At 47.4% G+C, this 23,892-nt stretch carries 23 protein-coding genes; 13 read left to right on the forward strand and 10 right to left on the reverse strand.

Features of this window, described 5'->3' with window-relative positions; genetic code table 11:
• Nucleotides 1–48: 48 nt before the first annotated feature.
• Complete coding sequence (locus MTBPR1_RS18210; protein ID WP_165602698.1) at nt 49–222, reverse strand: hypothetical protein; 174 nt, start codon at nt 220–222, stop codon at nt 49–51.
• A 219-nt stretch (nt 223–441) separates the two neighbouring features.
• Here MTBPR1_RS18210 and ahcY point away from each other — a divergent pair, with 219 nt between their 5' ends.
• Nucleotides 442–1,848, forward strand: a complete 1,407-nt coding sequence (gene ahcY / locus MTBPR1_RS16980; RefSeq protein ID WP_069190237.1) for an adenosylhomocysteinase — start codon at nt 442–444, stop codon at nt 1,846–1,848.
• Nucleotides 1,849–1,907: 59 nt separating this feature from the next.
• On the opposite strand, the gene MTBPR1_RS16985 is transcribed toward ahcY, so the two are convergent.
• Nucleotides 1,908–3,044 (reverse strand): GGDEF domain-containing protein, encoded by a 1,137-nt coding sequence (locus MTBPR1_RS16985; RefSeq protein WP_083223183.1) that lies wholly within the window; start codon nt 3,042–3,044, stop codon nt 1,908–1,910.
• 156 nt (nt 3,045–3,200) lie between these two features.
• Here MTBPR1_RS16985 and MTBPR1_RS16990 point away from each other — a divergent pair, with 156 nt between their 5' ends.
• Genes MTBPR1_RS16990 through MTBPR1_RS17005 form a run of 4 tightly spaced genes read left to right on the forward strand, consistent with a single transcriptional unit; the run spans nt 3,201 to nt 6,721 of the window.
• Entirely contained in the window at nt 3,201–5,486 is a 2,286-nt protein-coding gene (locus tag MTBPR1_RS16990) for a sensor histidine kinase (RefSeq protein ID WP_069190238.1), read from the forward strand.
• A gap of 12 nt (nt 5,487–5,498) precedes the next feature.
• Nucleotides 5,499–5,900, forward strand: a complete 402-nt coding sequence (locus MTBPR1_RS16995) for a hypothetical protein (RefSeq protein ID WP_069190239.1) — start codon at nt 5,499–5,501, stop codon at nt 5,898–5,900.
• The gene (locus MTBPR1_RS17000; RefSeq protein ID WP_069190240.1) at nt 5,881–6,318 is read left to right on the forward strand and encodes a hypothetical protein; all 438 of its coding nucleotides are present in this window, start codon (nt 5,881–5,883) and stop codon (nt 6,316–6,318) included. Before MTBPR1_RS16995 ends, MTBPR1_RS17000 begins: the two co-directional genes overlap by 20 nt.
• 52 nt (nt 6,319–6,370) lie before the next feature.
• Nucleotides 6,371–6,721, forward strand: a complete 351-nt coding sequence (locus MTBPR1_RS17005) for an Hpt domain-containing protein (RefSeq protein WP_069190241.1) — start codon at nt 6,371–6,373, stop codon at nt 6,719–6,721.
• Here MTBPR1_RS17005 and MTBPR1_RS17010 read toward each other — a convergent pair.
• Genes MTBPR1_RS17010 through MTBPR1_RS17020 form a run of 3 tightly spaced genes read right to left on the reverse strand, consistent with a single transcriptional unit; the run spans nt 6,718 to nt 9,871 of the window.
• Complete coding sequence (locus MTBPR1_RS17010; protein ID WP_069190242.1) at nt 6,718–7,419, reverse strand: aspartate/glutamate racemase family protein; 702 nt, start codon at nt 7,417–7,419, stop codon at nt 6,718–6,720. The two genes, MTBPR1_RS17005 and MTBPR1_RS17010, sit on opposite strands and share 4 nt — an antisense overlap.
• A 3-nt stretch (nt 7,420–7,422) precedes the next feature.
• Nucleotides 7,423–8,781, reverse strand: coding sequence for an aspartate aminotransferase family protein (locus MTBPR1_RS17015; RefSeq protein ID WP_069190243.1), 1,359 nt, complete (start codon nt 8,779–8,781; stop codon nt 7,423–7,425).
• Nucleotides 8,782–8,785: 4 nt separating this feature from the next.
• Nucleotides 8,786–9,871 carry a DUF2125 domain-containing protein gene (locus MTBPR1_RS17020; protein WP_083223184.1) on the reverse strand — a complete coding sequence of 362 codons (1,086 nt, stop codon included), beginning with the start codon at nt 9,869–9,871 and terminating at the stop codon, nt 8,786–8,788.
• Between the two features lie 193 nt (nt 9,872–10,064).
• Here MTBPR1_RS17020 and uvrC point away from each other — a divergent pair, with 193 nt between their 5' ends.
• The gene (gene uvrC, locus MTBPR1_RS17025) at nt 10,065–11,885 is read left to right on the forward strand and encodes an excinuclease ABC subunit UvrC (RefSeq protein WP_240492946.1); all 1,821 of its coding nucleotides are present in this window, start codon (nt 10,065–10,067) and stop codon (nt 11,883–11,885) included.
• A gap of 6 nt (nt 11,886–11,891) precedes the next feature.
• Here the strand turns inward: uvrC and MTBPR1_RS17030 are convergent, their stop codons facing one another.
• Nucleotides 11,892–12,644 (reverse strand): substrate-binding periplasmic protein, encoded by a 753-nt coding sequence (locus tag MTBPR1_RS17030; RefSeq protein ID WP_083223185.1) that lies wholly within the window; start codon nt 12,642–12,644, stop codon nt 11,892–11,894.
• A 199-nt stretch (nt 12,645–12,843) separates the two neighbouring features.
• On the opposite strand from MTBPR1_RS17030, the gene pgsA reads away from it, so the two are divergent.
• The 6 genes from pgsA to MTBPR1_RS17060 all read left to right on the forward strand — a co-directional run bounded on the left by pgsA (nt 12,844) and on the right by MTBPR1_RS17060 (nt 16,795).
• Nucleotides 12,844–13,404 (forward strand): CDP-diacylglycerol--glycerol-3-phosphate 3-phosphatidyltransferase, encoded by a 561-nt coding sequence (gene pgsA, locus MTBPR1_RS17035; RefSeq protein WP_069190247.1) that lies wholly within the window; start codon nt 12,844–12,846, stop codon nt 13,402–13,404.
• Nucleotides 13,405–13,905 (forward strand): molybdopterin-guanine dinucleotide biosynthesis protein B, encoded by a 501-nt coding sequence (gene mobB / locus MTBPR1_RS17040; RefSeq protein WP_069190248.1) that lies wholly within the window; start codon nt 13,405–13,407, stop codon nt 13,903–13,905.
• A gap of 2 nt (nt 13,906–13,907) precedes the next feature.
• Complete coding sequence (moeA, locus tag MTBPR1_RS17045; protein ID WP_069190249.1) at nt 13,908–15,167, forward strand: molybdopterin molybdotransferase MoeA; 1,260 nt, start codon at nt 13,908–13,910, stop codon at nt 15,165–15,167.
• Nucleotides 15,167–15,418 (forward strand): molybdopterin converting factor subunit 1, encoded by a 252-nt coding sequence (gene moaD / locus MTBPR1_RS17050; protein WP_069190250.1) that lies wholly within the window; start codon nt 15,167–15,169, stop codon nt 15,416–15,418. Before moeA ends, moaD begins: the two co-directional genes overlap by 1 nt.
• Before the next feature lie 4 nt (nt 15,419–15,422).
• Nucleotides 15,423–15,887, forward strand: a complete 465-nt coding sequence (locus MTBPR1_RS17055; RefSeq protein ID WP_069190251.1) for a molybdenum cofactor biosynthesis protein MoaE — start codon at nt 15,423–15,425, stop codon at nt 15,885–15,887.
• 80 nt (nt 15,888–15,967) lie between these two features.
• Nucleotides 15,968–16,795, forward strand: a complete 828-nt coding sequence (locus MTBPR1_RS17060) for an LOG family protein (RefSeq protein ID WP_069190252.1) — start codon at nt 15,968–15,970, stop codon at nt 16,793–16,795.
• Nucleotides 16,796–16,804: 9 nt separating this feature from the next.
• Here MTBPR1_RS17060 and MTBPR1_RS17065 read toward each other — a convergent pair whose 3' ends face one another.
• Nucleotides 16,805–17,512 carry a Crp/Fnr family transcriptional regulator gene (locus tag MTBPR1_RS17065; RefSeq protein ID WP_069190253.1) on the reverse strand — a complete coding sequence of 236 codons (708 nt, stop codon included), beginning with the start codon at nt 17,510–17,512 and terminating at the stop codon, nt 16,805–16,807.
• A gap of 225 nt (nt 17,513–17,737) precedes the next feature.
• On the opposite strand from MTBPR1_RS17065, the gene MTBPR1_RS17070 reads away from it, so the two are divergent.
• Nucleotides 17,738–18,952, forward strand: coding sequence for a TIGR03862 family flavoprotein (locus MTBPR1_RS17070; protein WP_069190254.1), 1,215 nt, complete (start codon nt 17,738–17,740; stop codon nt 18,950–18,952).
• On the opposite strand, the gene MTBPR1_RS17075 is transcribed toward MTBPR1_RS17070, so the two are convergent.
• From MTBPR1_RS17075 to MTBPR1_RS17085, 3 genes are read right to left on the reverse strand one after another with little or no spacing between them, the layout of a single operon-like run.
• Nucleotides 18,949–21,897: a PAS domain S-box protein gene (locus MTBPR1_RS17075; RefSeq protein WP_069190255.1), complete on the reverse strand. Its 2,949-nt coding sequence runs from the start codon at nt 21,895–21,897 to the stop codon at nt 18,949–18,951. The genes MTBPR1_RS17070 and MTBPR1_RS17075 overlap by 4 nt on opposite strands.
• Nucleotides 21,894–22,382 carry a hydrogenase maturation protease gene (locus tag MTBPR1_RS17080; RefSeq protein ID WP_069190256.1) on the reverse strand — a complete coding sequence of 163 codons (489 nt, stop codon included), beginning with the start codon at nt 22,380–22,382 and terminating at the stop codon, nt 21,894–21,896. Before MTBPR1_RS17080 ends, MTBPR1_RS17075 begins: the two co-directional genes overlap by 4 nt.
• A complete protein-coding gene (locus MTBPR1_RS17085) occupies nt 22,382–23,887 on the reverse strand; it encodes a nickel-dependent hydrogenase large subunit (protein ID WP_069190257.1) in 1,506 nt (501 codons plus the stop codon). The genes MTBPR1_RS17080 and MTBPR1_RS17085 overlap by 1 nt, the downstream gene beginning before the upstream one ends.
• Between the last annotated feature and the right edge of the window lie 5 nt (nt 23,888–23,892).

The raw sequence follows: 23,892 nt of genomic DNA on the forward strand, positions 1-23,892 counted from the left end.
TCCTGCCACTAGGCAAAATTTGCCCACCTCATACTCGGCAATTTTTGCCTAGCTGGTGTAATAGGCACGTTGCAAGTGCTGGATATGGATTAATGTACCAAGCCATTGGTTCTCGTAACATTCACGAATGGCATCATCAAAACCGACTGCTTTTACAAGACGTTGGGCAAAATCAGCTTGATAGTCTCTATTTCTATAGGTCCGTTGCATGTAATGTGTCATAGCGGCCTCTCCTTCTGTGAGTATTTTATGACATTGGTATTACCAATTTATTAAGCAGACTCCATGCCAGAAAAATAAAGAAAATACTTCTTGATAAACATATAAAGATTTCTTTATATTACCACAAAACCGTTTCTTGCTAACTTACCCCTGCTGGGTAGGTCGCATTTTTATGACCAACCGTCCTGTTGTGGCGGTCTATATGTGGAGATACTCACCATGGGTGAATTTACAGATTATCAGGTTGCCGATATCAGCCTTGCCGATTGGGGCCGCAAAGAATTGACACTTGCAGAGGCTGAAATGCCGGGCCTTATGTCCCTTCGTGAAGAATTTGGCGCATCACAGCCCCTTAAAGGCGCAAAGATTGCAGGTTCTCTTCACATGACAATCCAAACAGCTTGTTTGATTGAAACATTGGTTGAGCTGGGCGCAGAAGTTCGTTGGGTTTCTTGTAACATCTTCTCGACACAAGACCACGCGGCAGCCGCTATTGCAGCAGCTAACATTCCTGTATTTGCCCATAAAGGCGAAACTCTGGAAGAATATTGGGACTTCACACACCGCCTGTTTGCTTGGCATGACGGTACAACACCAAACATGATCTTGGATGATGGTGGCGATGCCACTGTACTGATCCACCTTGGTCAAGATGCTGAAAAAGACATCTCTGTTTTGGATAACCCGGGTTCTGAAGAAGAAACAATCTTGTTCGCAGCCATCAAAAAACACATCGCCATCGACCCACAATGGTACACAAAAGCGGGCGCGGCACTGATGGGTGTGACAGAAGAAACAACAACAGGTGTTCACCGCCTCATCGAAATGGCACGCAAAGAAACTTTGCTCTTCCCAGCCATTAACGTAAACGATTCTGTTACAAAATCTAAGTTTGACAACAAATACGGTTGTCGTGAGTCTCTTGTTGATGGCATCCGCCGTGCAACTGACATCATGATGGCGGGTAAAGTAGCTGTTGTTTGTGGTTACGGCGATGTGGGTAAAGGTTCTGCTGAATCTCTTCGCGCTTCTGGCTGTCGTGTTCTTGTCACCGAAATTGATCCAATCTGTGCGCTGCAAGCCGCCATGGAAGGTTTTGAGGTTGTCACAGTTGAAGATGCCCTTCCTGAAGGTGACATCTACGTTACAACAACAGGTAACTTCGACATCATCCGCAAAGAACATATGGTTGCCATGAAAGACGGTGCCATCGTTTGTAACATCGGTCACTTCGATAACGAAATCCAGATCGCTGCGACAAAAGAATTCACATGGACAAACATCAAGCCACAAGTTGATCAAATCGAAATGCCAAACGGCAACAAGATCATCATGCTGGCTGAAGGTCGCCTTGTTAACCTCGGTTGTGCAACAGGTCACCCCTCATTCGTGATGTCTGCCTCTTTCACCAACCAAGTTCTGGCCCAAATCGAACTTTACCAAAACAATGCGGATGGCAAATACAAAAACGAAGTTTACGTATTGCCTAAGCACTTGGACGAAAAAGTTGCAGCTCTACACCTTGAAAAGCTCGGCGTGAAACTGACTAAATTGTCACAAGCACAAGCTGATTACATCGGCGTTCCTGTGAACGGTCCGTTCAAGCCAGATGCATACCGCTACTAAGCGATCTTGCTCACGCACTAAAAAGCCCCGCCTTGAGTTTTTCTTGAGACGGGGCTTTTTTATTTTTTGCTCTTGGGTTTTAAATAATGGCGCATCTGATGTGACCCATCAATACGCGAAGCCGCTTTTGCCCGATACATGGCTTCATCGCCTTGTGTCACCAACTCATCCATGGATGAAAATTTATCCGGCCCGGTTTCAGAAACCCCCATGCTGAACGTCACCCCGTGGGTCTCGCCCTTATCAAAACAGGCCTGTAACCTGTCACAGAATTTTTCAGAAGCCGTCCAATCTGTCCCCGGCATAATCACCGCAAACTCATCCCCGCCATAGCGACAACAGATATCAGAAGTACGTGCAGTTTCCAACATGGCGTGGCCCACACGGGCCAATAAGGCATCACCTTCGCGGTGGCCTTTTTTATCATTTAAATCTTTAAATTTATTCAAATCAAAATACACAAGACTTAAGCTTGTTTCATTACGCTCTGCAACCGCAATTTCATGGCGCAAACGTTCATAAAAAGACCGTTGATTTTGTAGTTTGGTCAAACCATCTGAGCGCGACATCTCTTCAAGTTGGCGGGTACGTTCAGCCACAGTTTGCTCCAACGTCCCGGCATAATTTTCAAGCTCATCTTTAGCCACCAGCACTTCAGACATCATGGAATTGATATAGGTATCAAACACAAGCTGAATATCCAGCATCAATAATTTTCGCATGGCAGCTGAACGGCGAAAGGCCTTGGTAAGATCCCCCTCACAAGCATCTGTGACATAGCGATAAAGGATTGCTTCAAGACGAGAGAGTGACGAAATATAAAGTTTTGGCGACACACCAATGCTGTTATGGACCTTACCGATGCGCAAACGCCGATTGACATAAGTACTGTCGTAATAACCTTCAAACAACTCTGAAACATAGCGTTTCATTGAGCCATGAAGCCGTCGAAAAGTCTCCGCATCGCCAATCAAGACCTGAATTTCACGCACGCTACGTTGATAGTTATAAAACTCATCAACAATCTGTTCTAAATTCTCTTGAATATGGCTTTTACATTCCACAAGTGCCTTCTCATCATCTTTATAAAAACCGATGAGTTCCTTGCGCTGTTCAATGTCACGCTCTGTGATTTTCAACTGTTCAGCAAGGGTCATGCCCGTTAATTGACCAGAATGACTTGAAAAATCTTCCATATGGATTATCTCCTTTGCGCAAAGACAGACTCTAAGTTGATATGTTTTTCACCTATTTTCAATAGGTTATTTTATCATTACACTGACGCAATGGTTGTTTCTTTCCCTTAAACTGCGTAGAATCAGACCAGTTTTTCAAACAAGGCTTTTTTATTTATGGATTCACTGGGCGCGCTCATATTAGGCATGGTTGCACTTGCCGCCCTTGGTGTGCCTGCTCTCTTCTTGTTATGGCGCAAAAATAAATCCCTGTTAGAAGAACGTGAAACACTTGGCCAACAGACCCTTCAGCTCCAAGAAGTGCTCGTGGGTATCCCTGATGGGCTTTATCGCTGGAATGTGGTCAATGGCATTGAAAACTGTTCTGCGCGCATGGCGGTTTTATTAGATTTGCCCAAAGGCACCCAATCGCGCTATGGCGATATTTTAGAATGTTTTGATGATGAGGCCGCGCGCACCCTTGATGCCGCTGTTTCCTCCCTTCACAATGAAGGTATGAGCTTTGACATCATCCTGCCCCTTCAAGGCGGGGATGACCGTGTGGTCCAGGCTGTGGGTCAACGGGTATTAAGCGAAGAGGGCGAGCCGCTTGTGGACCTTCTTTTCATGCGCCTTGCCAATGGGGCTATCGTTGCAAATGGCCCTATGGCGCGCTCCCTTCAGGCCATGACGAGTGAGCGCGACAAGCTTGTCTCTGTGCTGGAAAGCCTGCCACTGCCCATCTGGATGCGCGATGCCAGTGGTCATATTATCTATCATAACCCCGCTGCCCCCGATAGTGACCATACCCAACATATCGCCCAACGCGCCATGGAAGCAGGCCGTGAAGTGCGCGAACGTTTAAGCCTGCCCGTTGGTCAAAATGCCCGCCTGTTTGAAATTGCTGAAATCCCCTTACCCGGTGGTGAAGGCTTCATCGGCATTGCTGAGGATATGACTTCGGCTGAAAATATGGTGGAAAATGCCCAGCGCGGTGAAAGCCTGTTGCGCGCAGCCCTTGAAAATCTTGTCACCGCCATTGCCATTTTTAACGGTGATACCCGCCTTGGCTTTTACAATACAGCATACGCCCAACTCTGGGACCTTGATAAAGACTGGCTTGATGGGCGCCCCTCCTATGGGGAAATCCTTGATCGCCTGCGCGAAACACGAAAACTACCGGAATACGCCAATTTCAAAGCTTTCCGCCAAGAACAGGTCGCCAAGTTTGTCGAGCTGCAACACCCGGAAGAAGACAGCCTGCATTTACCGGATAATTCCACCATTCGCACCATCACCAGCCCCCATCCGGTCAGTGGTCTGGTGATGACCTTTGAAGATGTCACCGACACCATTGCCCTTGAAAGTTCAAACAAGGCGCTATCTGCTGTGCAACGCGAAACACTGGATAACTTGTTTGAAGGGGTCGTCGTGTTTGGCCCCAATGGCAAGGTCCGTCTCTCCAACCCTGCCTTTGCCCAAATCTGGCACCTGCCTGAGGAATTCCTCGCCACCAAGCCCCATATCACCGATGTGCTGGAACGCTGTCGTGATTTTTACGAAGGGGTGGAAAACTGGACGAGCTTTCGTGAACAACTGGTTGCCCGCATCATGATGCGCGAGCCCAACAACCAGCGCCTTGTGCGCAGTGATGGCTCCATCCTTGAATATGCCTCTGTCCCCTTGCCCGATGGCGGATCGCTCCTGTCTTATCTGGATGTGACTGACAGTGCTGTTGTCGAACAGGCATTGCGCGAAAGATCAGATGCCCAACATGAAGCGGACCGCCTTAAATCTGAATTCATCGCCAATGTATCTTATGAAATTCGCACCCCCCTGACCACACTTGTGGGTTTTGCCGACCTGCTCTGTGAAGAATATTTCGGCCCGCTGAACAAGCGCCAGATGGAATATGCCAAGGGCATCCACACCAGTGCAGAACAACTTAGCTCGCTTGTGGCAGATATCCTTGATCTTGCCAATATTGAGGCCGGACAAATCTCGCTTGAGCTTGATACACTTGATATCCAGACCATGCTTGTATCTGTTCTTGGCCTTGTTAAAGAAAGTGCCAAGCGCCGCCGCCTCAGCCTTGAATATGATTGCCCCCAAGATATCGGCTGGATGACGGCAGATGAAAAACGCTTAAAACAGGTGATGTTCAATCTGCTCACCAATGCCATTCGTTATACCCCTCATGGCGGAACGGTTACCCTAAGCGCCAAGCGCGACCCTTACCAAATCATCTTTAGTGTTTCTGATACGGGCAAGGGCATTCCACAGGCAGATCAAGATCGAATTTTTGGCAATTTTGAACGCGGTGAGACCCATGGTACGGGCAAAGGCGGGGCAGGATTGGGCTTAACTTTGGTGAAACGATTTATCGAATTACACGATGGTAGCGTGACACTGGACTCCGTTCCTGATAAAGGAACGGTTATTACCTGTCGCCTTCCCATATAGGAATTAAGAATTATGGAAAACGATAAAATGCAGGCCATTGCTGCACGACTTGCCGCCATGCGCGATATTATTATTGAGCGCGAAGGCGAGGATGTTCAAGACCAGTTTGAGGTCGGGCCTTATATCATCATCGTCAATATCGAAGGCAGCGGTTATAGCGAAGATGAAGAAGTTTTCACCTTAATCCAGCTTGAAAAAGGTCCCATGGGCATGGAAAGCCTAATGGCCTGTGCGGTGGAAAACCAAGATGGTGACAGCTATATCATCGCCAATGAAGATGAAAACATACTGGACCAACTCGATGAAGCCTGCGATAAAGTGTACCGCCATTGGCACTGGCTGGACCTGCCCAATGTGCTGCCCGGTTCTGAACTAGAAGACGAAGACGATTTCGATGACGACGAAGATTTCTAACGATTATAAATTTTATGCTGGTTTCTTGCGCTTTGTTGCGGCTAAAACCGATAAAAGCGATGTGAATGTCAATGCCATGATGGCAGAGCTTAACCAAGCCGCAGACCAGCTTGATAATGGGTCACGTTTTACCCTGCTGGCTAGTCGAGCCCAAGCCACATCGCGTGCTTTTGCCGGGGTGGCACAATTTCTTCAACACCGCATTTTGCCTGAGGCTCAGGCCCATGGTGATGAAAAAGCCATTAAGCAATTAGAATGGGCGGTTGCAGCTTCTTTGCAGGTTGGGCGTGCAATTATCCTGCATCTGGATGATATTGAACCAGATAAAATCAGCACGGATTTCATTGAAATTAAAATGCCTGTGCTTGATCGTATTCCCGGTGTGCAAAACGAAGAAGACAAACCAACATTGCATTAAGAAACTATTTGGTTCATTATGAGCCAAATATAAGAAACTAGGCAGGGATATAATGAGCGATATGCTTTGTGAAGAGACTTTAAACGAGCTTGTAGAACAGGTCGGTGCAGAATTAGTTGCAACCCTGCTTGTTGATTTGGCTGATGATGCAGGTGGACGTGTTGCCAACATGCAGAACCTTCTTGCAGCCAATGATATGGATGAGCTGCGCAAAGAAGCTCATACGCTGAAATCATCTACAGGTACCCTTGGCTTAACTCTGCTTTCTGAACAAGCTGCCATTATTGAGCGCAAGCTTGTAACAGGCGAAGGCCCTGAAGTTGCCCCTATCGTTCCTGAACTGACAAAGCTTTTGGAAGATGGCCTTGCTGCAGCAAACATCTGGATTGCTGATAAAGTTTAAGAGCCGGCCCCTAAAGCCAACTTCACTGCCATATCACAATGGATTTGCGCCGTATCAAAAAGCGCAACTTCTGTGTCTTCTTGTGACACCAACAGAGCTATTTCTGTACAGCCCAAGATCACGGCCTCACAGCCTTCTTCATGAAGGTCATCAATGATGGCAAGGAAAAGGTCGCGCGAATCTTCCTTGATGATACCTTGGCAGAGCTCATTATAGATAATCTCATGCACCCATTCCTGCTGGGCCTCAACGGGGACAACTACATCAATCCCATGATTTTTTGAAATCCGCCCTTTATAGAACGCCTGCTCCATCGTGAATTTGGTGCCAAGCAGCCCCACACGCTTGATCTCTTTTTCCTTTAAGGCCTCAGCCGTTGCATCCGCAATATGAAGAATGGGAATATCAATGGCTTCTTCAATCTGATCTGCCACCTTATGCATGGTGTTGGTGCAAATCAGTAAAAAATCAGCACCAGCCGCCTCAACAGATTTTGCCGCCTCACTTAGGATCACAGCCGTTTCATCCCAGTTATCCTCATGTTGAAGCTTCTCAATCTCAGCAAAATCCACACTGACCATGGCGATTTTAGCACAATGGAGCCCGCCAAGGGCTGACTTCACCCCCCGATTGAGCGCCTGATAATAACTTGTTGTTGATTCCCAGCTCATCCCGCCGAGCATACCGATGGTTTTCATAATCTACATCTCCGCTAAGGCTGCATCAAATCGGCTAAATAAGGCGTCCAGATCAGTCTGCTCGCTAATCAAAGGTGGGCAAAAGGCCACGCAATCACCGGGCATGGCGCGCAAAATCAAGCCATGGTTTTCACATTTTTTCACCAAACCTGCCCCCATGCCAAGGCTTGGGTCAAACGGAGTTTTGCTCGCTTTATCCGCACTTAACTCAATCGCGCCAATTAAGCCTGTGCCACGAACTTCGCCCACAAGCGGATGGTCCGCATATGTCGCTAAACGATCTTGAAAATAAGGGCTTATGGCATTGACCTGCGCAACAATATCGCGCTCCTCATAAATCTTCAGCACCTCAAGCGCCACTGCACAAGGCACCGGATGACCGCCATAGGTCAGCCCATGACCAAATACTCCAAGCTCATTGCTACGTTCTTTCACCACTTGATACAGCCCATCCGACACCATCAAGGCTGAGATTGGCAAATAACCAGAAGACATTTGCTTAGCAAGCGTCATCATGTCGGGCTTGATGTTATAAGTTTGTGAGCCAAACATCTTGCCCGTGCGGCCAAAACCACAAATCACTTCATCGGCAATAAGCAACACATCATATTTTTTCAAAACCGCCTGAATTTTCTCAAAATAACCCATGGGCGGTAAAATCACCCCGCCTGCCCCTTGGATCGGTTCTGCAAACATGGCCCCAACGGTCTCAGGGCCTTCTGCCAAGATGAGTTCTTCCAGCTCGCTTGCCATGCGCGTGGCAAAAGCCTCTTCACTTTCACCATCAAGGCCATAGCGATAATAATGCGGGCAACTGGTCTGTAAAATACGCTCACTGGCGGGCAGATCAAAACCATTTTGTGCATAGGCCAATCCGGTCATGGAACCTGCAGCAATGGTCACCCCATGATAGGCTTTTTCTCGCGAAATGATTTTCTTTTTCTCAGGTTTGCCGCGCGCATTATTATAATACCACACCAGCTTGATCGCCGTATCATTAGCCTCTGATCCTGAATTACAAAATAATGCCCGATCAAGGCCATCTGGTGTTACGTCAACCAGTTTTTCCGCCAGCTCTGCCGTTACATCGGGCACCTTGCCCGTAAAGCTATGATAAAATGGCAAGGTTTCCATTTGCTTTTGCGCAGCCTTTACAAGGCGGGGCTCATTAAACCCCAGTGAGGCACACCATAAGCCGGATAAACCTTCAATATATTCTTTGCCATCTTCGCCAAAGACCCGCACGCCCTCACCACGCGTAATCACCAATGGCCCTTGCTCTTCATGAGCTTTCAGGTTGGTATAAGGATGCAAGTGATAAGTCGTATCTTTTGCAGAAATGGAATTTGGTTTATCTGTCATCTTCTCACCACTCAATTCTCGGCATCTCAATTAAACGCACAGGCCCTGCAAATAAGGCACGTTCTTGTAAGGTCAAGGGCAGGCTGATACTGGCTGGACCGCCATTTTTAGGCTGTTTTGACAACATGCCCAACACCACCTTTGCCATACTGGCATCTGGCCCGCGAATAATTCCACCACGGCGCAAGCGACTGACCGTTTCAAAAAAGCCCTGAATACGTGCAGTAAAGGCCCCGACTGGCTGCAAATCCGCATCCAAGGCAACCGTCCCATTGCCCTGTAAAATCAACGGCAGGTAATTGACCTGTATGCGTTCAAGTTCCAGCGTCCCGCCTGCATCGCGCCACAAGATCAGATCTTCTTTACCCATCCCCGTTGCGCCAAAGTTTTCGGTTAATTTGGCATGAAGGGTCACTTCAGAAACCCGTCGACCCATTCCCGTAATTCCAAGCGGCAAGTCCATTCTCTCAGCCTGAAGGTCAAGCCCATAGGCACCATCTTCTTTGCGCGCCCCCTCCATTTCAAGGCTCGCAACATTTAACAAGGCCCCACTTGATTGCAGCTGCCAGTTTTTAATGGATAGCCCCAAGCTTTCAGGAATACCATCAGACAACCAGTCCTGGGAAAGTTTAAGGCTTTCAGCGCGGCCTTCTAGGACTTGACGTCCTAAGCGTAAAGTCTGTTCAGCGCCTAAATCCACATGGACCGTGCCCAACGTCCAAGGCAAGGGGATGATTTCAAAATCTACTGTCTTGGCAGACCAAAACCAATCGCGTTTTTTTTGCGCATTTTTAGGTGGGGCGAATTTCACAACGTTTAAGGTTGCTCTCACACTAAAGGGAAAGCCGCCCATCTCGACTTTCTTATCTTCATAGCTCGCGATATAGCCTTGTGCTTTTCGCGCTTTCATCCAGTCTTTCACACCGGATTTCAACGCCATGGAAGTCATCAACCACGCCACCGTATAAAGCAGACCCAGCACCAATATAATGCTGCCCAAAAGCATAAATAAACGCCCCATGCGAACCGAGAGCGGTTCTTTATAAGTTAATGCAGCGTGGGACTTAATTGGGTGGGGGACACGGGCCATAAACAGGGGATTTCATGAAATTTGAGCAATGGTTGTAAAAGTTATAACCGACAAAATACATTAAGGACAATCACATTGGTTGACGAATTGCCCACAATGTTCCATCTGTTGAGTTATGAATGAGCGCAGACATGAAGAAAAAAGCGGACTAGAAGTCCCAAGCACGCCCGTTAAAGGCTCTTTAAGCCGGGGTATGGAAGTGATTAAGGGCTACCTTAAAACACTGGCTTCAGGCCCTGGTGTCTATCGCATGTTTAATGAAAAAGGCGATGTGCTTTATGTGGGTAAAGCCAAATCCCTTAAAAAACGCGTGGCAAATTATACCACACCACAACGCCTGACCATTCGTATCCAGCGCATGGTTTCAGAAACCCACGCCATGGAATTCATCACCACCCACACAGAAGCCGAAGCGCTGTTACTTGAATCCAACCTGATCAAAAAGTTAAAGCCACGCTATAATATTTTACTGCGCGATGATAAATCTTTTCCCATGATCTTGGTAACAGGGGATCATGATTTCCCCCAAGTGCTGAAACATCGCGGGGCGAAAAACCGCAAAGGCACCTATTTTGGCCCCTTTGCTTCAGCTTGGGCGGTAAATGAAACGCTCAATACCCTTCAGCGTGCTTTTTTGCTGCGCCCTTGTTCAGATAGTGTCTTTGGTGCACGCACACGGCCCTGCCTGCAATATCAGATCAAACGCTGCTCAGCGCCTTGTGTGGATCGCATCTCTCAAAAAGCGTATGGCAAGCTGGTTGGGGAGGCTGAGCGTTTCTTGCGCGGCGACAGCAAAGCCTTACAAGAAGAACTGGCTGAGCACATGGCCCGTGCCAGTGAGAATTTGGAATTTGAAGAAGCCGCTATTTATCGCGATCGCATCTCAGCCATGTCGCGCATTCAACAGCGCCAAGACATCAACATCCCCGGCCTTGAAGAAGCCGATGTGGTGGCCGGCTATCAAGATGGTGGACAAACCTGCATTCAGGTTTTCTTTTTTCGCGCAGGGGCTAATTTTGGTAATCGGGCTTATTATCCAAGCCATGGTTCTAAAGACGAACTGCCTGAAATTATCGAAGCTTTCATGGGACAGTTTTATGCCGATAAGCACCCGCCCAAACAAATATTGGTCAGCCATGACCTGCCGGGCCAAACGATTTTAGAAGAAGCCCTCTGCGTGCGTGCTGAGCGTAAAGTCACCATCCAATCGCCAAAACGCGGGGATAAAACCAAGCTCATTTCACATGCCATGAATAATGCGCGCGAGGCCTTGGGCAGACGCATGGCGCAAAGTGCATCCCAGAGAAAGCTCCTGCTTGAGGTCCAACGCGTTATGCAGATGGACGCCATGCCTGAGCGCATTGAAGTTTATGATAACTCCCATACCCAAGGGACAAATTCAGTTGGCGCTATGATTGCGGCAGGCCCAGATGGGTTTATTAAAAATGCCTATCGTAAATTCAACATCAAAGAAGCCCAAGGTGATGATGATTACGCTATGATGCGTGAAGTCCTCACCCGACGGTTTTCGCGCGCCATCAAGGAAGACCCGGATAAAGAAAAAGGCCAATGGCCTGACCTTGTGATTATTGATGGCGGTAAAGGCCAGCTTAATATTGCGGTGTCTGTTTTTGAAGAACTTGGTATTGATGATGTAACACTGGCAGGTATTTCAAAAGGGCCAGATCGCAACGCGGGCTATGATAAAATCATCATCCCCGGGCTTGAACCTTTCCAGCTTGGTCATACAGAACCCGTCAATCATTTCATCCAACGCCTGCGCGATGAAGCCCACCGCTTTGCCATTGGCACCCATCGCGCCAAACGCGGCAAGTCAGTTAAACAATCGATTTTAGATGATATCGATGGTATTGGGGCAAAGCGTAAAAAAGCGCTTTTGCATCATTTTGGGTCTGCCAAGGCTGTGGCACAAGCGGGCTTAAGCGATCTTGAACAAGTCGATGGCATCAGCAAATCCATTGCCAAGACCCTCTATGACCATTTTCACGAATAAGATATTTTATGGTTGTTTATAGCTGTCATATAAGGTGCCCGTATCCATCCCACGAAAGGTTAGAGCGGGCAAGTTTTTGATATTGCGCACAAGCTCGAAGGGTTGTTTGGACTCCCACGACCAATAAAGCCATAATTCACGTGGTTCCACAGACAGGGGCCGTGCAATCTCTTTAAAGGACAGACCAAAATTTTCAATGGCATCCAAAACCCTGAAATCAGCTGTTAACAACGCATCAATGCGCCCAGCCTTTAACAATCGCACGCCATCTTCGTGATTGTTAAAAAAATGGTATTTCATATTGGAAAGCGCCTTAAGGCTTTTAACGTCTGTTCCCCCACGGATGCGTCCAACGACTTTATGTTCGAGCTGGTTTAAATCCGTAATGGCGCTGTCTTTCAAGCTCACAATTACAAAAAGAGCCTCACCCAGTTTCATAATCGGCATGGCCATTTTGTTGCGTTTCGGGCTTTCCATAAAAACGCCAAAATCAGCCTCGCCTTCTTTGGTCATGGCAATCGCACGTTTAAAAGGCACAAGGCGCAAGTTAAGATCAGTCCCGGCTTTTTTTTCAACTTCACCAAGGAGATCAATTAACGGACCTGTCCATTTATTCTGCGCTTCATCCTTTTTCACCAATTGGGTGATAATGGGAACCGCAACCACAGGCGATTGCGTTTCTGTGCTGGCCTGTGCATTTGCATTACTTAGAATAAATCCTAAAAATAAAACAGTTAAGACACTCAAACGGTTCATCATTTTCCCTGAAGACAAAGCACAACATACATGCGTATTTACAAAACACAGACGTGATATAACATAAATACTGTCTAAACAGTTAAAAATTGATGATCAAAATGAACATTTTTGTGCCTTAAAGAGAACAAGCCTATAGCCTAATTTTATTTTCCGACCTAATATGCCCTCCACAATTCATTAAAGAGAAGATGTAGAGACCATGCTCTGGAACCTGCCCAACATATTAACTGCCTCACGTATCATGATCATCCCGATCCTGATCGGCCTTTATATGGTGGGTGAACCTGCGGGCAACTGGATGGCCTTTTCTTTATATGTCTACGCTTGTATCACCGATTTCTTTGACGGTTGGCTGGCGCGCAAGATGGATTTGCAATCTGCCCTTGGTCAATTTATGGACCCAATTGCTGATAAACTGCTCATTGCAACGCTTATTATCATGCTCATCGGCTTTGGCCCGATTGAAGGCATTCATGTCGTGGCAGCAGGTGTTATTTTGGTGCGCGAACTGCTGGTCTCTGGCTTGCGTGAATTTCTTGCCCAAACAAAAGTCAGCGTGCCTGTGACATTATTGGCGAAATGGAAAACAACCATTCAGATGTTGGCCCTTGGTTTCTTAATTGTGGGCAATGCCGGGCCTTATCTTTGGGTTGCTGAGACCGTCACGGTTGGCTATGTCGGTTTGTGGCTGGCCGCCCTTTTGACCCTCGTCACCGGATATGATTATCTGCGCACCGGCCTTAAGCATATGGTCGAATAAATGAAAGTTTTTGGTATTGTCGGTAAAAGTGGCAGTGGCAAAACCACCTTGTTGGAAGACCTGATCCCCGCCATTGCCAAACATGGTATTTCGGTTTCCACCATCAAACATACCCATCATCAATTTGATATGGATAAACCGGGAAAAGACTCCTATCGCCAACGCGAAGCAGGGGCGCAAGAGGTCTTGCTTGCCTCCAGTAAACGCTGGGCTTTACTGCATGAATTGCGCGATGAAAAAGAGCCCGAGATTGAAGAGTTTTTGCCCCATATGACTAAAGTCGATCTGCTCTTGGTGGAAGGGTTTAAATATCATGACCATCCCAAGATCGAGGTTCACCGCCCGTCCTATGGTCGTCCGGCTTTATGGCCTGAGGATCAAACCATTCTCGCCATTGCCAGTGATGAGAAATTTGAAACGGATGGTCGAGGCTTGATCGACCTCAATGACGCAGAGGCAATTGCGGCTTTTATTATCGATCATTTGCAACTTCGGAAATAAACATGAATACCGTTTTTGAAAGCTGTTTTGCCACCCCCGGTGCGATGATGCCCTTAGATGAGGCACGCCAATGTCTGGCAGAAAAAATCAAACCGATGGCTAAAACCACCACTCTGCCCTTGCGCCAATGTGTGGGTAAAATTCTAGCCTCTGACATCACCGCCCAGCAAAATGTCCCCCCGCATAACAACTCTGCCATGGATGGCTATGCGGTTAAGTTTCAGGATTTAAAAACCGATGGTGAAACCATTCTGCCTGTTAGCGCCCGTATTGCCGCAGGTCACCCTTTAGGGCGCAGAGCCCAATCCGGTGAGGCTTTGCGCATTTTTACAGGTGCTCCTATTCCTGAAGGCAGTGATACGGTCATCATGCAGGAAAATGCCACTGAGGCTGAGGGCCATGTCACGTTTGCCCCAGGTGCGGCACCCAAAAAAGGTGCTAATTTTCGCAAACTGGGGGAAGACATTAAAATCGGTGATGTGATCCTTAAAAAAGGGCGCAAACTACGCGCGGCTGACATTGGTGTTTGTGCCTCCGTTGGTAAAACTGAGATTGAAGTCTATGCGCCTTTAAAAATTGCTGTCTTTTCAACAGGCGATGAAATCACCGATGCGGGTGAGCCCTTAGGGGAAGGCTGCGTTTATGACATCAACCGTTATAGCGTTATGTCCCTGTTGGAATCTGTGGGCTGTGAAGTCACAGACCTTGGCATTTTGCCCGATGATCTGGGCGTCATCACCAATGGTTTAAAAGAGGCCGCTGACACCCATGATGTTCTATTTACCTCTGGTGGGGTTTCCCTTGGTGAAGAAGACCATGTCAAATCAGCTGTTGCCCAGTTAGGCCAAATCAATTTCTGGCGCATTGCCATTAAGCCGGGTCGCCCCATTGCCCTTGGCGAAGTGGGCGAGACCCCGTTTATCGGCCTGCCCGGCAATCCGGTAGCAACTTTGGTGACCTTCATGATGATTGCCCGGCCCATGATTTCTGGTTTTTCTGGTCGCAGTGATATTTCCACGCGCAGCTATAAAATCCCGGCTAATTTTGAGATGAACCATAAAGGCGGGCGCTATGAATGGCAGCGTGCTTTTTTAAAAGACACCCCAAACGGGCCCGTGGTTGAGCTGTTTCACACAACCGGATCAGGCGTTCTCACTTCCATGGTTCAAACAGACGGTCTGGTAGAAATACCTGATCACGCCCATCAGATTAAAGTCGGTGATTTGGTCGATTTCATCCCTTATAGCGAGGTAAGCCAGTAATGAAAGTTCTCTATTTTGCATGGTTGCGCACCAAAATCGGTTGCGCTGAAGAAGAAATTGAACTGCCAAAAGGCGCCCATACTGTTGCTGAGGTCCTCGATCTTTTGCGTGCACGCGGGGAAAATTATGCTGAAGCCTTAAGTGCGGAAAAAGTCATTCGTGTGGCGGTTAATCAGGATTATGCCCAAGAAGTCGATATGGTGAAAAATGAAGATGAATTCGCCATCTTCCCCCCTGTGACCGGAGGCTGAACCCATGATCCGTGTACAGGCTGAAAACTTTGATGTGGGCGCAGAGATTAATGCCCTTTCCAAAGGCAATCCGTCTATTGGCGGCATTTGTTCTTTCGTTGGTTTGGTGCGTGATTTTCAACATACCAAAGAAGACGAAACCCGCGTATCAGCCATGACACTGGAACATTATCCGGGCATGACGCAAAAGAAGCTGGAAGAAATTGAAGCCATTGCACGCGATCGCTGGCCCCTTGAAGAGGTGCTGATTATTCACCGTTATGGCCGCATGGAGCCCGGTGAAAATATCGTATTGGTCGTGACCGCCTCTGCCCATCGAAAAGCAGCCTTTGAATCAGCTGAATTCCTCATGGATTTTCTAAAAACCAAAGCTCCTTTTTGGAAGTTGGAAGAAGATGAACAAGGCGATGGCAGTTGGGTTGATGCCCGCGAAGCCGATGATGAAGCCGCTTCCAAGTGGGAAAAATAGGCTGGCATATTTAAATTCTTGCCAATTCCTCCAACAATTCCAATATATTATAATAATGATAACAAGAATTGAGGTTTCCCATGGTCGACTCCCCCTACCCTCCTGTTCAAGCCTATCTCAACACTCACTTCATTGAAGGCCGTGAAGGCCGTGCCTTGCGCATCCTGTCAGAATATATCGAACCGGATGCCCGTTTTGAGGCGCAAAACGTTGAAGATACCATTATCTTTTTTGGTTCTGCCCGCACATTGCCACGCGATGTTGCTGAAGAACAATTGGCTGAAGCACGCAAAAATAACGGTGATGTTAAACGCGCGGAAATGGACCTTCATATGTCGCGCTATTATGAAGATTCGCGCGAGTTGGGACGCCGCTTAACAGAATGGTCCAAGGGGTTAGAAGGGGTTAAAAAACGCTTTGTGCTTTGTACAGGGGGCGGCCCGGGCATTATGGAAGCGGGAAATCGCGGGGCTTCTGAAGCCAAGGGGCTCAACATGGGGTTTAATATCACCCTGCCGTTTGAACAACATCAAAACCCTTATATTACACGTCAGCTTTCTTTTGAATTTCGCTATTTCTTCATGCGTAAATTCTGGTTCATGTATCTAGCCAAAGCCATGGTCGCCTTCCCCGGTGGGTTTGGCACAATGGATGAACTGTTTGAAGCTCTCACGCTAATCCAGACAGATAAAGTCAGCAAGCGCCTGCCTATCGTCCTTTATGGTAAAGAATTCTGGGATGATGTGGTTAATCTGGATGCTTTGGTGAAATATGGCACCATCAGCCCAGAAGATATGGAGCTTTTCACCTATTGCGACACGGTGGATGAGGCCTATGATTATCTCACCAGTTTCCTTGAAGAACATGCCCTTGAGGAAATGGCGAGAAGTGATTCAAAGGCACCTTAAAAACAGCCTCTAATCAAACTCTGCGGCTTCCAAAACATCACGCAATGCATCTTCATCCATAAGGGTGACTTTGCCGCGTGCAAGCTCTATCCAACCTGCACCACGCCAGATTTGCAACTGCTTATTCACGCTTTCACGGCTCGTCCCCATCATGCGGGCGAGCTCTTGTTGGGGCAGGTTCAGTCCGATCAGAACCCCGCCATTCTCACCCTCTTCCCCATAAAGTTCTGCCAGATTAAGCAAGCGTTTTGCCAAGCGTCCATCAAGGGGTAAGAAGGCGGCATCTTCCACCATTTCAGAAGTGATGCGCACACGGTGACACAGAAGCTGCATGACCTGAATACAAAGCTTGGGATGTTTTTCCAAAAACGGGATAAAATCACGCCGTTGAATAACCAATAGCTCACTTTTTTCCATGGCAACCGCATCGGCTGTGCGGTCCATACCATCCAGCAGGGCAATCTCACCAAAAAACTGGCCTTCCTCAATGATATTGAGCGTGACCTCTTTGCCGTTTGGCGAGGTGGTGACAATTTTAATCTTGCCTTCCTGCACCCCAAAAAGACTATCCCCGGGATCACCTTTTACAAATAACGTCTCGTTTTTTGCCAGCTTGCGCGTCACGGTCATGGACAACAAACGATCCAGCATATCGCCATCAAGCCCGCTGAGGAGCTCACTATTTGCCAGTAGTTCTTTCTTGTCGCGAATAACCATTCCAAGCACCTTTATTGAATATTAAAAACAAAATAGCAGGTTTGTGAAGCAGCTCACAGATAAACTATCAATCCTATGGTTATATAATAAGTAACTTCTCTAGTGCCCTCTATGAGAAGCCTCCCTTTCAAACGGTCTTCCCCTAGACATCGTTTGAATAAGACCCTATAGAGAGGATGGTCCACCCCGAGCCATCCTCTCTTTCGTTTTTTAGGGCTGTTTAAAATGAGCATGAAAAAAATTGCACTTATTGGCGGCGGCCCTGCCGGATTGATGGCAGCTGAGCAACTTGTCGGCAAAGGCCATGAGGTTCATCTTTTTGATGCGATGCCCTCATTGGGGCGCAAGTTTCTCATGGCCGGTAAAAGCGGGATGAACCTGACCCATAGTGAAGAGTTAGAAGAGTTTTTAAAACGCTATAGCGATGGGGCGCCCGTTCTGGAACAAGCCATTCGTGAATTTAGCCCTGAAGATATTCGCAATTGGGCGAAAGATTTGGGCATTGAAACTTTTATCGGCAGTTCAGGGCGTATATTCCCAACCGATTTCAAGGCCGCCCCGCTGCTGCGCAGCTGGATTAAATCCCTTAAAATTAAGGGCCTTCAAACCCATATGCGCCATCGCTGGATGGGATGGGACAAGGGCGAGCTGATCTTTGAAACACCCAATGGGCAAACCAGCTTTAGCGCCGATGCAACCCTCCTTGGGCTTGGCGGGGTCAGTTGGCCCAAGCTTGGTTCAGATGGAAACTGGCAAACTGCCCTTAGAGAGCGCGAAATATCACTAAATGAGTTTAAGCCAAGTAACTGCGGTTTTCTTGTGGAGTGGAGTACGTTCTTTATTGAGAAATTTGCAGGCCACCCTGTTAAATCCATCGCCCTTAAAACGGAGCTTGGCTATAAAAAAGGCGATTTTGTTATTTCCAAAACAGGTGTTGAAGGCAGTGCTATTTACACCCATAGCCGTGCCTTAAGATTAGAAATTGAACAACAGGTTAAGGCCGCCCTTCATATTGACCTCACACCGGATCGTTCCCTTGAACAATTGCGCACCGCCTTGCAAAAACCACGCGGGTCAAAATCCATTTCCACCCATATTAAACGGGCAACGGGGCTAAGCGGTGTTAAAGCGGCCTTGCTGCGTGAATGTCTGGATAAAGACCGTTTTTCTGACATGGAAAAACTCGCCATTGGCATTAAAAACCTGCCACTTGATTTAACCGCCCCGCGCCCCATTGAAGAAGCGATTAGTTGCGCAGGCGGTGTCGCCTTTGATCAGCTTGATGAAAACCTGATGGTAAAAAATCACCCCGGCCTATTTATCTGTGGTGAAATGCTGGATTGGGATGCGCCAACGGGGGGCTATCTGCTCACGGCCTGTTTTGCCTCGGGTAAACGCGCAGGCAATGGTGCTGCCAAGTGGCTAGGCTCAAGGCCCTAAATAATTTTCTTTTCAAAGGTCCGGTTAATGGTGCCCAACAGATCAGGAATATTAACCGGCTTGGTCACATAGGCACGAAAACCTGATTTCAGACCATGTTCAATATCTTCCGGTAGAGCTTTTGCACTTAGGGCAATCACCGGGATCGCTTGGGTTTTTACATCATTTCGCAAGATATTCATGGCCTCAAACCCGTTCATACCGGGCAGGTTGATATCCATTAAAATAAGATCGGGCGTGTGACGCTTGGCATAAGTAACAGCAGATTTCGCATCATTCACCATGACAAGTTCAACACCCGCCAAATTTGATATTGCCCGTTCAATCAAGAACTGGTTTGACGGGTTGTCTTCTGCATAAAGGATCGTCTTGCCACTTGTATGACTTGGTCCCGCACCATCTTCCTCTTCAATGATCTCGTTATTAAACCCAACGATAAAGTCGCTTTGTAGCTGACTATCCTCATTTTCAATAAAATCTGGTTTGGTTGTGGGCAAATACAGGCTGAAAGTTGAGCCTTTCCCTTCTTCACTTTCAACCTGAATGTCCCCACCCATCATTGTGACCAATTTGCGCGTGATGGTCAGGCCAATACCACTGCCTTCAATATTTTGGCCCTCCACACCCAAACGGTTAAAGGGTGTGAATAAATCTTTCATCTTGTCTTTTGCAATACCATAGCCACTATCGGAAATTGAAAGGACAAGGGCATCTTCTTCCTGCTCAACACATAAGAAAACGTCACCTTCATCACGGTTATATTTAATAGCGTTGGAGAGAATATTAACCACAACCTGTTTTAAGCGAACCGGATCGCCATATACGCTAATCACATCCTCATCAATCTGGTTATGCAAAGTAACAGAGCGGTCATCCGCCATATTTTGCACCAAATCAATGGAATCACTCACGGCTGCAACAAGATCAACTTCCATGATATTAAGCTGCATTTTGCCAGCTTCAATTTTTGCCAAATCAAGGATTTCGTTGATCAGCCCTAAAAGATGCTGACCTGCTTTAAAAATATGCTGGGTATATTCACGTTGGGTTTCGCTAAGCTTGTCTTTGCGGCTCATTTCCATCAATTGAGCAAAACCAAGAATCCCATTTAGCGGTGTGCGCAGCTCATGGCTCATGGACGACAGAAATTCCGATTTCGCCCTGTTGGCCTGTTCGGCCTCATCGCGCGCTTTAATCAATTCGCGTGATCGTTCATCCACCAGTTCCTGTAAATGATCACGATGGCGAGAGAGTTCTTCTTCTGCCTTTTTGCGCTCATCAATATTTTCTTTAATGGCAAGATAACGCTGCACACTGCCATCGGGCTCATACATAGGGGCGATGGAAAGAAGCTGCCAAAAGAGGCTGCCGTCTTTTCGTTTATTTAAAACCTCACCTGACCAATCCTTGCCTTGCTTTAAGGTCTCCCACAGGTTTTCATAATATTGGTGTGGCATATGGCCTGAGCGCACCATGCTGGTTTTATGACCAATGGCTTGTTCGCGACTAAAGCCAGTATTCTCTGTAAATTTCGCATTTACATATTCAATCACCCCGTCCGTATTGGTGATGATCACCTCAGCGGGAGATTGCTCAAGCGCATAAGATAGGCGGCGCATGGTTTCGGCATCTTCACGCAGGCTGGTAACATCTTGAGACACCCAGACAAAACCACCGTCTTCCATCAGGTTCGTATCATTATCCACCACACGTCCATCGTGGTAATAACTTTCCCATGAGCATGCTTTTTGCCGTAAACTATTTAAATCGCGCTGATCAGGGCTTAATGTACATAGGCTGAGGCTTTCCATTTCCAATTGATGGAATTTTTCATAGGACGTGCCCGGTGCAGCCCAATGTTGATCACAGCCTGTAATCATAACAAAGGCCTGATTGGAAACTAATAACTCACCCGTCTCATCAAACACGGCAATCCCGTGGTTAATCTGGTTTAACGTGGCTTCTAAAAGATGAAGTGATTTTTCATTTTCTTTTTGACGCAGGCGATATTCCCGTTCTTTAATTTTAGAAATATCACTACAAACAAAGATCGCCCCTTCTTCTTTACCCTGACTGTCATAAAGCCGCGTGGCGCGGAGCAAATAAGGATGCGCAATCGCCGCATTACCATTTGATGTAATCTCAAAACGCAAAGAGACCTCGGCCTCAAAAGAACTCACAGCAAAACAAAGTTGATAGAGAAGCGGCTTGTTTAGATTAAGCTGTCCCTTATAATCTTCTGCAAATCTTTCAAGGTCTTTATTGGCTAATAAATCATCAACGCTGCGACCTAAAAACTCATCTTCTTCACAGCCATATACAGACAGGGCCGTCTTGTTCACCCGTTGGATATGACCATCAGGCCCTGCAATGATGATCACTTCACTAATGGTATTGGTGACCCGGTTTACAAGTTCGTTCAACTTAGTCAGGCGTTGTGATTTTTCTTTCCATTCCGTCTTTCGCGACATCATTTCAGAAAACATGCGATCCATGTCTTCCATACCTGAAACCACTTGTTCTTCCAACGCTGTGTTCGCTGCGCTCTTGGCTTCAAGCTCCATCTCAAGGATATGGATACGATCTTTTAGGGCCTGTACATCTGGGGAAACGGCCTGCGCAGATGTGATAAGAAAGAAATTCTCATTATCACTGAGCACATCATAGGCAATGGAATTCTGCCCCACCAGCTCATAGGCATGACCATGGCGCGGGCACACCAATGTATTGCCCTCAACTGGGGCATATATCAGGGAGGCTCCAGCATGTTTGCACGCAAGAGGAACCGCAATATAGCGCCCGCTAAAGGTTAAGATCATAACCTCACTTAACTGATCTGCCCCCACAAGGCGGACCTGACCGATCCAGCGTTTCTCCCCTTGAAAATCCACCTCATCATGAATGGTGATTTTAATTGGCATATTTTCACGTGTTGAAGGGATCATAAGCTCCCTCCTTGGCTGACGTGATCTAAAATAAGGCCAACGGCTTCATCCACCTTGGCGCCAACTTCTGCGCTCAGTTCCATCTTAAATGTTTTTGGGGATGCAACCGTGCAGGTCAGCACCTTAATATCTTCAACAACTTTTTGGTCTTCTGCCAGAATATCAAGGCCTTGTAAAATGGCCCCCACCCCAAGCCCGTGTGATGAAATCTCGCCCGCATGTGTTTGTGCCTTAAAATGCTCAGCACTGTGCCAAGATAGCCCCACAGTGCCCGTATCATCCTTTAGCGCATCAACCACAATGGCCTGCTCACAACCTTCAAACAGATTAAGGGCTGATAAGCTGGAGGTTCCCCCATCCATGAGCTTTACATCAGTCCCTAAATCCTGTTGGGATAACGCCTTAAAAACAGCCGTACCAAACCCGTCATCCCCATGAAGGGGATTACCAAAACAAATGATATGAGTGTGCGCGTTTTTATGCATCACTTACCAAACCACAACCTTTTATCATTGCCCATCACATGGACGGTACAGACCAAACAGGGATCATGTGAGCGAATAACATGACCAATTTCCAACGGGTCATTTTCATCGGCAATGGGCACACCGATCAGGCTTTCTTCCCAATGCCCACGTCTTTCCTGTGCATCACGGGGTGAGGCATTCCACGCCGTTGGGGTCACCACCTGATAATGAGCGATTTTGCCATCACGTATTTTCACCCAATGTCCAAGGCAACCCCGCGCAGCCTCAATGGTACCAAAACCCTCACCATCCTGCCCAAGGGGCTGATTTTCAATAAAGGGTTGATGCTCATGTGCAAGAAGGTCATTTAACAGCTTGCGCACCATCAACAGGCTTCCCGCTTGACGACGAATGCGCGCAAATTGACGCAGCCATGCATTGCTGCCCTCAGCCTTGGCAAAATCGCGCATCAAGCCATCACCGCTATTTAACAAAGAAGATAGTGCCCCTGTCTGCACGACCTGATCATCATAGCGTGGAGCCTTGGCCCAACTATAGGCCTTACCGCCTTCTGAATAATTCGGCTGGGTCACCCCGTCATAGGGATGAAGCGGTTTCGCCAGCTCATCATTAAACCAGGCATGGGATAGGTCTTCAGTGATTTTTAGATGATCAAAGCTTTGCTGATTATCCACATCACCTTGGCGAATATAACCACCTGTGCGCAACAAGCTGTTGTTTTCTCCATCAGGAAGGTAGCCATAACTTAAATGATTTTGCGAACCTTGGGCATAATCCTGTAAGCCAAGCAAGCGTCCAAAGCGGGTAAAGAGGCTGGCGATATTATCGGGATTTTCCTCACACCATTGCAGGTAATCCGCAGCTTTATCCATCGCCATCCAGTTTTCCAGATCATCACCAATGACGCGTTTTTCAAACCAGTTTGTATAGCCATCAAGCACATTTAACGCATCATGAAGATTGCGCGTATTAACTGGCGTGGTCACCCCACCGGGCACCATATAGGACGAATGCGGCCATTGCCCGCCAAAGATGGCAACGATCTCGACAATCTTTTTGCTTTGTTTCACCGCATCGCGATAAGCTTGACCTGATATTTCCTTAAACTCAGAAACCACCTGATCAAAACCTTCAACCCCTGCATATTTTTCATGACATAGGTCTGGGGTGAACATCAAAAAGGTCTGGCGACAATCAGATAAAATTTCTTCTGCCAGCAAACAGACATTGCGAATACGTTTACCATTATCAGGTACGGAAATATTAAAAGCATTTTCCAAGGCCAACACGGCCGTGTAAAGATGGGCTGTCCCGCAAATGCCGCAAATGCGCGGTGTGATCGCCAATGGGTCTAAGGCATCACGCCCAATGAGGATTTGTTCAAACCCGCGATAAAGAACCCCTTTACACCAAGCATCCACCACGCGACCGTCCTGAATTTCCACATCCAGTTCCAGATCACCTTCTACACGGTTTAAATCTATGGCAATGCGTCTCGACATATAGG

Source organism: Candidatus Terasakiella magnetica (assembly GCF_900093605.1).
In the GTDB taxonomy this organism is placed as follows: Bacteria; Pseudomonadota; Alphaproteobacteria; order Rhodospirillales; family Terasakiellaceae; genus Terasakiella; species Terasakiella magnetica.